This window comes from Methylobacterium sp. V23, from assembly GCF_002917135.1.
Lineage (GTDB): Bacteria > Pseudomonadota > Alphaproteobacteria > Rhizobiales > Beijerinckiaceae > Methylobacterium.
In genome coordinates this window covers 18,506-30,398 of record NZ_PDHT01000043.1, presented here as the reverse complement: position 1 = coordinate 30,398, position 11,893 = coordinate 18,506, and the positions used below count along the sequence as shown (strand labels likewise).

The window sequence follows — 11,893 nt, the reverse complement described above, 5'->3', positions numbered from 1 at the left end:
CAGCTCGTCGCCCGCGGCAAGCTCTTTGCCAAAACCGCCTACGGACAGAACCTCCACAAACTCGCGCGAGAGGCTTGATTTATATGCTACAAAATTGTCACCTTTTTCTAACAGATCAGCTATCTGATTATTATGGATCAATTTATATCGAGTCAGTCCATGCAACGGAGTGAGGCACCAACTTTCTTCGGAAACCTAAAATCTGGCTTCGCAGGCTTGGTCGACTTCGCAGACCCACAGCAGGGAATTCATGGCTGGATTCTACGAATTGATCGACCCAGAGAGCCGGTCAATTGGAATTTGATGGCTTGCAATAAAATCATCTTGTCCGGTACCGCCTCAATCTTCCGTGAAGATGTGTCCAGTGCGATCGGCCAAGAAGCCCTTTGCACTCTTCAGATCTCCTACAAGGATTTCGATGAAGCCGCCTTGAGTGCCGTTCATTCAGCAGACCCGTCAGCTAGACTTTCCGTCGTCATCGCCGAATCAGGGGAACAAATCGCTTGGTCGGTGGAACGGCCGACGGTAAGTTGGCTTGTCCTCAACCTTCTTGCGAACCAAGCGCCTACCGGTAAGCCTATAGTAACAACGCAAGTCGCCGGAGGCGATGAATTTTTGCTCACCGGTTCCAACGAAACAGCACATCTGGCTTCTAAGATCGAACCCGCTAGGCTTTTAGACGGCATGATTTCACATCGTCCCCCCGACGCTAGCGAGTTGAGCCTCGTTGACCCTCCCAGCTCCGGCTCTGGTGTTGAGGGAGTTCCAGCGACGCTACATGAGAATACGTCTAAAGATCTTGCGGATCAAAATATGTGCGAAGAAATCGCCGTACCCGAGCAGGCTGAGCGACATTGCTCAGTGAAGCTTGCAGCAGATGGCAAACCTGTCGCCGGCATCGCGTTTGACTCCGCATTCATCTATCATGGAGCGGTGTGCGTGGAAGGATGGTTCTTCGGAGTCGATGCCATAGAGCTACACTACGCCGGCGAGATAGCAGGTCTGAGCGAGATCGCTCTATTCGACCGCCCGGATGTCGCGTCGGGGTTTGCACTGGACGAAAGATCAGCAAAGGGTTTCGTTGCCATCTGGAAAGAAAGCGAGGCGCCAAGCGCAATCCTCGGACGTGCAGCAGATCACGCTGCAGATGATGTCCTTCTATTTTCGTCTCAAGCGGCAGATAAGGATATAATAGCCTTCCTAACACAGAAGCCTAATCTTCTCGGCTTTGTGCTCCGAAAAAATCTTTGGAGCCGAGAATGGACGAAGCTGATCGCATCGATGGTAACTTCTTCTCCAGGTTACTTCAAAAAGGCACGGGCGTTCATTGAACAGGCAAAAGCGGTTCCGAACGTCGGCGGCCTGATCGTTGGTTGGAGCGTTTCGGAGCCGACGTACCAAATCTTGGCTGTAAGTGACGACGGATCTGTTTGCAGTTTGGCGGACGCTGTGCGCTGGACGCGAAACGACATCACTGAAGCGTTCGGCGCTGAGTTCGGGGCTTTCACGGCAGATGCAGGCTTTCTTCTAGCTCTCCACGGGAACATCACCGTGGACGGGACGATTAAGCTTGTAGTCATCGATGGTAACGCCGCCTTCAGCTTAGCAAATTCTACGTGGTGCGCCGCACCATCGGATCCAGTTAGCTTTGCGCAATGGTCATTTACTTTGCCAACCGAAGCTCAGGATTTTCATTTGCGGCTAACCAGACATGACGGGCCAATTATAGCTCAGCTTATCCGCAGGAAGAATGCAGCAGTTGAGGCGATGCGTGTCGAACGGCTCGACTTTGGGCCCCGTCCACAAACAGCACTGTGCTCGCTCAGCATCCCTCTCTACGGCCGTTTCGATTTCATGCTTCATCAAATGCTCGAGATGGCGGACGATCTATTTATCAGGAGTGAAGTCGAGCTGATCTATGTAGTTGACGATCCGCGAATACGGGAGAGTGTACTCAACGAGTCACACGCACTCTATCAACGGTTCGGCCTACCATTTTCGGTTGTATTTGGCGGCGTCAATCGGGGGTTTTCTGCAGCTACGAATCTAGGCGTACATCATTCCTGCGGTAGATACGTTGTTTTGCTGAATTCCGATGTGATTCCGGTGGCAAGTGGCTGGCTCGAGAAGATGCTTAGCGTGCTTACAACGTTTCCTAACGTAGGAGCCGTCGGAGCGCGCTTGCTCTACCCGAACGGCACAATCCAGCATGATGGACTGGATTTCGAATGGGAGCCCACATTTAATGCACACATCAACGTACATCCTGGAATGGGAATGCCGCCACCAGCTTCGGCACCAGCAATTCTGACACGGAAAGCAGTTACTGGCGCATGCGTCATGCTCGACCGTTCGGTCTACGAAGCTATCGGTAAGCTAGACGAAGAGTTCCTTATCGGCGACTTCGAAGACTCTGATCTTTGCCTAAAGGTTCGGCAGGCCGGCTACCAAGTCGCGTTAGTCCAAGATGTATCCCTTGTTCACCTTGAGCGGCAGAGTTTCCGTGATATTGGAGCTAATATATTCAGAGAGCGCGTAGTGCGATATAATGCTTGGCGACATGAGGGACGGTGGAGCGAAGAGATTAAAGATCTCAAATCTTTCGGCAGTCAGGGTCTATTATCATGAAAGTTCTCGTCGTTGCTCACGCACATCCCGACTTCAGTGTGGGCGGCGCAGAAATTGCTGCCTACAACCTGTTCACATGTTTGAAGGAGAAAGACACTGTCAGCGACATCACCTTTCTAGCTCGCACTGATCTAATCTCAACTGCGCCCGGCTCGATTGCACTACGGCGGGCAGGTGAGTTCCTGTGGCGTCAGGACATCGGCGATTGGTTCAAAATGCGCACCGCCTATCCCAGATCGATGGCGACTAATTTTCGGGATTTTTTGCTGAGCAAGTCGCCAGACTTCGTATTCGTGCACCATTACTCGCATATCGGTGTCGAGATGCTGGAGGAAATCAAGGTTGCTCTCCCCGATTGCAAGCTGGTTCTCACACTTCACGAATATGGTGCGATCTGCAATCGTCAGGGGCAGATGCTGAAAAACAAGACTGACCGCCTTTGTAACAACGAATCCCCTGAAGAGTGCCATCTCTGTTTTCCGGAAAGATCACCGGAGGATTTCTGGTTACGTAAGAGATATTTGCAGAAACACTTTGCGCTGGTCGACCACTTTATCTCTCCGTCTGAGTTCCTACGAAGACGTTACATAACGTGGGGAGTTGATGAGGACCGGATTTCTGTAATCGAAAACGGCCAGCCCTCATTTGATTTACCTCATACTGAACAGCCAAGACAGCGTGCCATCAAAATCGGCTATTTTGGTCAGGTAAACAAGTACAAAGGGCTCGATGTGCTTCTTCGAGCCGCGGCTCTACTTCCAGAGACAGCAAGAGCGAGGCTCCAGTTTCAGGTGCATGGCGCGAATCTTGCTGAGCAGGACGGCGAATTGAAGAAGCGTTTATCTGATTTGGTAAACCCTTTGATCGAGCAAGGTTTACTACATTGGGTTGGACCCTATGATCGAAGCGAACTGATGCGCCGAATGCTAAAGGTTGATTGGGTGGTTGTGCCATCTATTTGGTGGGAGAACTCGCCGATGGTCATTCAAGAGGCTTTTGCCTGCCGAAAGCCTGTACTCTGTTCTGGCATCGGTGGGATGGCGGAGAAAGTGCGTGACGGAGTAGATGGATTTCACTTCGACGTCGGTAACCCCTTAGACTTAGTAGATAAGCTAGTTACCATCGCCGAGACCACAGGGCTAACGCAACATTTCGTCGAGAGGATTCGTGCGCCGCTGACCTACGAGGAGAGCGCAGAGGAATACTTGCGTGCTGCCATTGCGGCAGCTTGATGCAGTATGCGACCTACTCGGCTGCTGCGGTGTGTCAAAATCGCATTAACAGTCCATTCGGGTCGTCTGCTTCTTCTAAGGCACGGCACTCACCAACGCCGCCGACACGCGCTGATGTCGTGTATCGCCTGCACCTACCTGCAGAACCTGCGCCTCGCCGAACATCGTCGGACGGGGCGGGGAAAAAATGACGACCCGCCTTCCGGGGCCACCGCCATCACCCAGCCTGCCCGCCGTGCGGCAGGCCATCATCGGTCATCTCTTCGCCAGCCTCGTCCCGCCAGTCCTGTGCCCACACTGCCAAAGACGCTTCACGCTGCCCTCTAACATCAAAGTGCCCAGGTAGTGTTAGAGGCTGTTATGAACTGGTCGCGAGTTGAGCTGCCTGTTTGAGCATGAGGCGGACGAAAGCGACGATGTGGAGGTCCGCCAGCGTGCTGGGATAGCGCTCGTAATCCTTGATTGTTTCTACTCCGCGCCTGTTTTATCGATACTCACGAGATTGCACTTGAGGCCTGCGAGCACGAACGAGCCTGTCACATCGGACACTCCTCTGTACAGCATCTGTCCTGATATTACGCAGCGGGATCAACAATCGGACGCGGAGAACTCAGGATCAAATAGCGCAGCCTTCGGCCAACAGGGACCGATTTGGATCTGCCAGAGCTTAGCTGCCATTGATCTTCGTGCGTACCCAGAATATGCATGTGCGCCGGATTAGAGTGGGAGCGAGAAGCAATGGCGACCGCTGTCAGCGGGAGGGAGGGCTGGCTCTTTCTTGGAAACGATACAAATAATAGCGCCGACCAGTTCACAGGCAATCTCGTATTGACCGACGATTGTCTAGATCGGTGGCTGCAATATACTATTGATATCAGAAAAAAAATTGCCGACGACGCGCAACACTTACTCGTCGTCGCGCCCAGCAAAGAAAGCGTACTGTCGGAGTACTACCCGTTCGAGAAAGCGAAACGTCGTCCTATTGACCAGCTTTTGGAAAAAATAGGAACAAGTACAACGCTTTTCCCGTCGACTTTGCTGCAAAATTCGGAAGCTGATTTGCCGACCTACCCCAAGGCTGATAGTCACTGGACCGATTTCGGGGCCATGCTTGTAGCTCAAGAGATTGGAAGGCGGTTTGGCGGTAGCTTCTCAGGCGAGCTGAGTTCCAGGTTCTCGCCCAGAAGATCCTTCTCCGATCTAGGAAGCAAAATGTCTCCCCCCGTCGAGGAGGCAGTGCATCGCTTCGGTGAGTACAGCGACAGAAGGATTTATGACAATCTAATCCATAACCATGGAAGGATTTGGATTTACGAAAATACCGAAGCCCGTTTAAAATCATGCGTTTTGTACGGGGATAGTTTCTCAATATCGCTTTGCAAATGGCTGCCCCGTCTATTCCAGCGACTCACTTATGTACATACAACGAACATAGACTGGTCGTTCTACGATAAGGAGCGCCCACAGTATGTTATCACAGAAATTGCAGAGAGATTTATCCCGCGCGCTCCGGTGGCAAGTGGAAGCTTCGATCTTCGACCTACTATTGCGAACAAAATTTTTTCTTTAGACAATATTATTAAGGATAAACAAATCTCAGCGTATCGGGACTACTTTGGGAATGAACCGGAACAGATCACCGGAAAAGGAGCTGTCGGGCGTCACATGACAAAATTCATAGCTTGGGGACAGGATATTTCCTTCAACAATGACATGCCTCAGCCGCCCGGCAATAGTGTGCCATCCGTAGATTTTGCCTATAAGTGTGGCTTTGATGGCGTCGAAATCGATGTTCAGATGTCAAGGGACAAAGAGCTTGTCCTCATGCATGATTTTACACTAGACCGCACTACAAAAAGCACCGGTCGGGTTGATGCTCTAACGCTTGAGGAACTTCAAAGCGTTGAGATCTTAGGGGAGTGGCTTGGGAAAACGCTATACGTCCGGTCGTTACGCGAAGCGCTATCAGAGAACGGCGATCGCGGCTACTTCATGCTTGATCTTCGGATTGTCAGTCATCGATCGATTGCTGCAGTGACAAGGGCCGTCAGCGACTCCGGCTTCAATCCGCAAAAATTGCTGATAATTGCTTATAGCCAGAAGGATGGAACCTGGCTCAGGAAAGATTTTCCTGACAGCATTATCGTTCTAAAGATTCCGGAAATTCCAAGTGATGGTGCCGCTGAGGTGATCAAAAGTGCGGAGGAGCTCGACGGCATACTTTTCAACTCCGCGAACGACCTAGTTTTGGCGAAAATGTACACTGAAGCGGCCCACCGCAATGGTCTTCTATCTTGCATATATCTTCATCATAGAGGGTTATCTAAGCAATCTCTGTGCGAGCTTGTGAAAATGGGGGCCGATTTTGTGACAACACAGAACCACCACTACTTTGACGATGCCCGTGAGGTGGCAGCAAGCCCTACGCTTGTTGGAGCAACGGAAGCAGATTCAACGAACTAACCGATCGACGCATGGAGAATTTGGGGTGGTCACGTCAAAACGCATCCGGCTTACTCGGTCACCCCATTGCAATTCGCTATGGGACTGAAATAAATGAACCTGGGGCCTGAACCGAACCGAAGTGTTGGCGTCTTTGTTGTTCTGACTCGGGGCAGCCGTTTATAGCTTGAAGGCGGCAGTGGCGGACCTGTTCCAGCTTTCCAACGTCAGGCTAGCGGTAATGCAGCCATTCAGGCAGGTTAGTCAGCCTGACTCCGCGCGTGAGCACGATTGAATGATCCCCGGTCGTCAGTCCGACTTTAGCCGAACATGCGGACTGGCAGAGGACGTAAGCCAAAGGAGGCGGCAAGACAAAGCGCCTTTTCGGTCTGTGGCGCTGGCGGCGGGACATGACAGAAGTCTGTTCACGCCAGAGCGCGTAGCGCACCGCCGCGAGCGCGTCGACGAAGGTGGGCTTTGTTTTGGCGTACCATGCAGCTTTGGTGGCCCGGGCACGCCCGCGGATCGGCAGCTGGCTGGCAAGCAGCGTGACAGTCCCAAACAGGGCGAGCAAGCAGGGTGTTGTACGGGCGATGGCCTTGTCCGACCACTGCCGCTGCGTCTCCACCCCGAGATGGGCGGGAGCCTCCTGGAAGGGTTTGCATCCGGCGTAGGCCGCCTTGCTCCGAGGTCTATCGACATCCAGCTTTTCGGTCTTCTGATGCCGCATCGGTGCCGGCGTCGATGCTGGAGATGCTCGGATGGACGATGCAACTTACGTCCGGCGCCGCTGCTGGACTCCTCAGGAGAAGCGCGCTGTCGTGACGGAGTCGCTGTCCGGCGGCAACGTGATCGCGACGGCCAAGCGCCACGGCATTCAGGTGCAGCAGATCTATCGCGGGCGCGAACGGCTGGAGGCGCTGCCCGTCCCCGACGCATTCCTGGCTGTGGCGGTCGCGTCGGATCCTGAGCCACCCAGTCCAACACCGGTGCTGGATGGCAGGAGCAGGGATCGGGATCCAGCACCGCGGCCGGAGCGGTCGCCCCGGGTGGAGATCGTCGTGCCCGCCGGCCGCCGGATCATCGTCGAAGGGGGCGTCGAGGTCGATGCGGTGCTTGCGTTGGCACGCGGCCTCGAGGCGATGCGATGATCCCAGTTCCGCTTGGGGTGAAGGTCTGGCTGGCCACCGGTCACACCGACATGAGGAAGGGGTTCGCTTCGCTGGCCCTGTTGGCGCAGGAGTTGCTGAAGCGCGATCCGCTCGGCGGCCACGCTTTCTGCTTCCGCGGGCGCCGGGGCGACCTCTTGAAGGTGATCTGGCATGACTGGCAGGCGGCCAGCCTCTACGTGCGGCGTTTGAAAAAAGGGCCGCTTCCTGTGGCCCTCGCCCGCCGACGGGGTCGTTGCGATTACGCCCGCACAGACGGGGTATCTGCTCTCGGGCATCGACTGGCGCAATCCGGTGGAGACCTGGCATCCGACGGCGATCGGATAGGCCTTTTTGCTTGCGTTTGCAGGAGGATGTGAATTCATCGCTGCTGTGAGCGCCGCCTCTCCCTTGCCGTCTTCGCCCTCGCTTCTCGCCGATTTGGTGGCGACGCATGCGATGATACTGGCAGAGCGCCAGGCCAGGATCGAGGCACAGACCACAGCTTCCCACGCCGTTCGCCGACGAGCTGAAGGCCAAGGCCGCGGCGTCGCCCACGAGGCCACGATCGCGCATCTGAAGCTGATGATCGAGAAGCTCAGGCGCGGGCTCTACGGCCAGCGATCGGAGCGCACGGCGCAGCTCATCGACCAGAAGGAACTCCAGCTCCGGGAGTTGGAGGCTAGGGCCAGCGAATACGAGGTCGCTGCGGAGACGGCTGCGCATCGGGCGTCGCTGCCTGCACGGGTGCGTGGTCGTCCCGGCCGCAAGCCGTTCCCGGAGCATCTCCCGCGCGAGCGGGTGGTGATCGCCGCGCCGTCCTCGTGCCCGTGCTGCGGCTCCATGAAGCTGTCGAAGCTGGGCGAAGACGTCACCGAGACCCTGGCGGTGATCCCGCGCTCCTGGAAGGTGATCCAAACAGTCCGGGAGAAGTTCAGCTGCCGCGCGTGCGAGGCCATCTCACAGCCGCCGGCGCCCTTCCATGTGACCCCGCGCGGCTTCGTCGGGCCGAACCTGCCGGCCATGGGGCTGTTCGAGAAGTTCAGGCAGCATCAACCGCTCAACCGTCAGAGCGAGCCCTACGGCCGCGAGGGTATCGACCTCTTGGTCTCGACGCTGGCCGACCAGGTCGGCGCGGCGACGGTCGTGCTGGCGCCCCTGCATGAGCGGATCGCTCGGCACGTGATGACGGCCAAGAGGCTGCACGCCGATGATACCACGGTGCCGATCCTGGCCAAGGGCCGGACCGACACGGGCCGGATCTGGACCTACGTGCGCGACGACAGGCCTTTCGGCGGAGCCGATCCGCCGGCGGCGCTCTACTTTGCCTCGCGCGACCGGCGGCAAGAGCATCCGGATGCGCACCTCGCGGCTTGGTCCGGCATCCTGCAGGCCGACGCCTATGGTGGATACAACGGGCTCTACGATCCCGCGCGTCCGGGCGGACGGGTCATACCGGCGCTGTGTTGGTCCCCTGCCCGTCGCGGCTACTTCGAACTCGACGACATCGCCGCGAGCGCACGGCGTGGCCGCGGCGCCCCGCCTGTGTCGCCGATCGCCTTGGAGGCGGTCGCGCGCATCGATCTCCTCTCTGTCATCGGGCGAGAGATCAACGGTCTAAGCGCCGACGCGCGTTGCCAGGGCCGACAGGAACGTAGCCGCCCGCTCGTTGAGGGTGTGGGCTATCGGTGACAAGGATGCAGTTCGCGGCTTTGCCGAAACCACTCACGCCGCCAAGTCCTGGCGGCAAAAGCGACGTGTCGCCGCCCGCATCGAGGCCACCCGCCTCGGCCTCAACATCCGCTACGTGGTCACGAACATCGCGACCGGCACGGCGGCATGGCTCTACACCGAACTCTACTGCGCCTGCTGCCAGGCCGAGATCCAGATCAAGCTGCACAAGGGCCAGCTCGCCTCCGACCGCACCTCCTACCGGCATCCGGCCGCCAACCAGATGCGGCTCGTCTTACACACCGCAGCCTACTGGCTGATGCTCATCGTGCGAGACGCTATTCCGGCGGCCCATGCCTCGCCAGGGCCGAGTTCTTGACGATCCGCATCCGGCTGCTCAAGCTCGGCGCTGGGATCCGCGAGACCGCCGCCAGCGTCCGCCTTGCCTTCGCCGCCGCCTGTCCCGAGGCCGACTTGCTACGCCACCTTGCGGCCGTGCTCGTCCCAGCCCCGGCTTGAATGGCGGGGCCGTGACGCTCCAACGAACCCGCTCCTATCCCTCAAACACCGACGCAACGTTCCCAATCCATACGCGTCACAGTGGACGCGCGATCCAGCACGCCGTCAGCCCAAAACACGGCGTCAGCTAAGCCTCAATGAATAAGCGAGGCTAAGGTGATTGACTCATGTTCGACGTGCGCCTTACCGGAAACGGCCGGCATTGACGTAGCCCGGTGAATACTCGGCGATCTTACCAGATGCCTCTAAATCCTCAAGTTGCGCAACAGCCGCCCGCGGATCGCGTATATCAGCTTGGCTCACTGCAGCGAAATCGAACCTCCACCATTGAAAGGCGCAAAGTTTCTCTACTGTTACGTCATCAAATCGCATCCGAATTACTTTCGCAGGATTACCTGCCACAACAGCATATGGAGGCACGTCACTTAAAACAACTGCACGCGCACCAACTACTGCACCATCGCCGATTGTTACCCCTCCACGGATAAAGGCTCCGTCAGCAATCCAAACGTCGTGCCCAACCGAAACGCATTTCACGGCTCCGCTAAACTCGAACTTTCTAGGCGAATTGGTTGAGCTCAGCAGACTATCCCATCCGTGCATCTGAGGAGCTTCAAAAACAGCAGAGGTGGAAAGCCAGTCTATTGCGTGTTCGTTTCCGCCCAACACCGCATGCGGGGCAATTGAGGTAAAGCGCCCGACTTTAGTCCACGCCATCAATCCGGGCCCATGAATCTTGGAAAATGCGCCGATATGGACAGGAAGATCGCTCCTGAACTGTTTTGTAAGTACAATAGGGGGTTCGACGCTCAGCTGACTTTGAAGCAATGGAAGTGACTGCCGCGCAACGTTGCACCCAGCCTTAGCCAGGAACTCTTCAAAAGAACGCATTTCCATCGTTGCCTCGCTGTTTTGGGTCGGAGGGATATCGCACATAGACTAAATCCCAACGGTTCACTCTAGTTTACGGATAGCGTCACTGGAGCGTATACAAGATCACGGACCATGGTGTCACGGCAATTGCTTAGTTCGATCCTCGTCACAAACAGCCGTATCGTGTCTGAGGCGGTGGTCTCAAAATTTCTTGACTCGCTTTTAGGATCAATCAGGCTCGGGTACATGTACCGGTATTTATCATTACAATTTCCATTGCCGGAACTTGGGCCGAGCTCTATAACTTGCTCCGGCCGAGACCACTGCAGCAAATCTCGCGAAGTAGACTTCATTAGATAAGCGCGCCCACTTGCGTGACGCGAGACATAGATTGCGATAATGAGACTCGATGGCTCATGTTTTAGCAGCGAACCTACCGCAGCTCCGAAAGGCCCAACCGGCGCACAGCTTGCGATCGGCCGATAACCATCCTCTGGGGTTACATATGGATTTGTATATATAACGTCGAAACTGCGGCCGTCGTAACCGCGCCAGCTACTAGAGTTAGCAATATCATCCGTTGAAAAAAGGCAGGCTCCGCTCGGTTGCCCTACATTGCCAGTATTGTATATGAATGTAAACCAACGTTCGCCTAATTTGATAATATTTGACGGTTCAAAATACCCCCGTGGTCGGCCCTGATGCTTGTCTTGAGTAAAAGATGGAGCGGCAATGACGATTGGCGGTATTGGCAAAACGAACGTCGCGCCCCCATTTTCCGAGCGAGCAGCAACCACACCGTTGTACCAGCATTCGCTGTATTTGAGGTAAGAACAAGCGCCTACGTGGCGATGCCCCTGAAATTCGTTATGGGCAAGCCCGAATATGTTTTTTCCGTCCTTTGTCCAAACTGCGGCTAGCCATGTTTTATCGCTGAATGCAGCTGGATCGCCTGACCCACGAGCCACAAGCGCGAGCTCGCAATTTTTGGAAAGGTGGTCCACGTCACGCCCAAGCATCAGCCGAACATTATAATGGCTTGCAATCGCAATTGTTCTGCCGACTGAGTCGCGGTAAGCACGCAGCGGCTGATCTGGTATGTCATCTGCGCCGCAGTGCGCGTGCCGGCCTGCCGCTACCTCAGTGAAGGCTCCGACGTCCAGATGAATGTCTGCCGCGCTCGCTTTTGAAAGACTCGACACGAAGGCTACGCAAAAAGCAATAGCAGCTAGATTTCTCGGTTGAAACATGCTGGAATCTGCCATGGAGTGGGTGCACACAACGACGAACGCGCACCGAGGCTATGGTATTAGCAACGGATAGGGCCTGCGTCTAAGCGGCGGCTACAGAAAAGTTGGCTAGGTTTAAGTAGGTGCAATA

The 11,893-nt window shown here is 55.7% G+C and carries 8 protein-coding genes and 3 pseudogenes; 7 read left to right on the top strand and 4 right to left on the bottom strand.

Going from position 1 to position 11,893, the window contains the following annotated elements:
• The first annotated feature begins 159 nt into the window (after positions 1–159).
• Together CRT23_RS24705 and CRT23_RS24700 are read left to right on the top strand one after the other, a co-directional pair.
• Positions 160–2,628, top strand: coding sequence for a glycosyltransferase (locus tag CRT23_RS24705; protein ID WP_181017458.1), 2,469 nt, complete (start codon positions 160–162; stop codon positions 2,626–2,628).
• Complete coding sequence (locus CRT23_RS24700) at positions 2,625–3,860, top strand: glycosyltransferase family 4 protein (protein ID WP_103712213.1); 1,236 nt, start codon at positions 2,625–2,627, stop codon at positions 3,858–3,860. Before CRT23_RS24705 ends, CRT23_RS24700 begins: the two co-directional genes overlap by 4 nt.
• 358 nt (positions 3,861–4,218) lie before the next feature.
• On the opposite strand, the pseudogene CRT23_RS29335 reads toward CRT23_RS24700, so the two are convergent.
• Positions 4,219–4,320 (bottom strand): annotated as a pseudogene (locus CRT23_RS29335) (IS5/IS1182 family transposase); the annotation flags it as partial.
• A 278-nt stretch (positions 4,321–4,598) separates the two neighbouring features.
• Here CRT23_RS29335 and CRT23_RS24685 point away from each other — a divergent pair.
• A complete protein-coding gene (locus CRT23_RS24685; protein WP_181017457.1) occupies positions 4,599–6,323 on the top strand; it encodes a glycerophosphodiester phosphodiesterase family protein in 1,725 nt (574 codons plus the stop codon).
• Positions 6,324–6,534: 211 nt separating this feature from the next.
• On the opposite strand, the gene CRT23_RS24680 is transcribed toward CRT23_RS24685, so the two are convergent.
• Positions 6,535–7,032 (bottom strand): hypothetical protein, encoded by a 498-nt coding sequence (locus CRT23_RS24680; RefSeq protein ID WP_103712211.1) that lies wholly within the window; start codon positions 7,030–7,032, stop codon positions 6,535–6,537.
• 31 nt (positions 7,033–7,063) lie between these two features.
• On the opposite strand from CRT23_RS24680, the gene CRT23_RS24675 reads away from it, so the two are divergent.
• The 4 genes and pseudogenes from CRT23_RS24675 to CRT23_RS24660 all read left to right on the top strand — a co-directional run.
• Entirely contained in the window at positions 7,064–7,453 is a 390-nt protein-coding gene (locus CRT23_RS24675; RefSeq protein ID WP_103712210.1) for a transposase, read from the top strand.
• On the top strand, positions 7,450–7,830 hold the full coding sequence (tnpB, locus tag CRT23_RS24670) for an IS66 family insertion sequence element accessory protein TnpB (RefSeq protein WP_245436566.1): 381 nt from the start codon (positions 7,450–7,452) through the stop codon (positions 7,828–7,830). Before CRT23_RS24675 ends, tnpB begins: the two co-directional genes overlap by 4 nt.
• A gap of 79 nt (positions 7,831–7,909) precedes the next feature.
• Positions 7,910–9,124, top strand: a pseudogene (locus CRT23_RS24665) (IS66 family transposase); the annotation flags it as partial.
• Positions 9,120–9,640, top strand: a pseudogene (locus CRT23_RS24660) (transposase); the annotation flags it as partial. The pseudogenes CRT23_RS24665 and CRT23_RS24660, both read left to right, overlap by 5 nt.
• Positions 9,641–9,823: 183 nt before the next feature.
• On the opposite strand, the gene CRT23_RS29680 reads toward CRT23_RS24660, so the two are convergent.
• Positions 9,824–10,537, bottom strand: a complete 714-nt coding sequence (locus tag CRT23_RS29680; protein WP_181017456.1) for a CatB-related O-acetyltransferase — start codon at positions 10,535–10,537, stop codon at positions 9,824–9,826.
• Between the two features lie 62 nt (positions 10,538–10,599).
• Positions 10,600–11,778: a hypothetical protein gene (locus CRT23_RS28055; RefSeq protein ID WP_181017455.1), complete on the bottom strand. Its 1,179-nt coding sequence runs from the start codon at positions 11,776–11,778 to the stop codon at positions 10,600–10,602.
• Between the last annotated feature and the right edge of the window lie 115 nt (positions 11,779–11,893).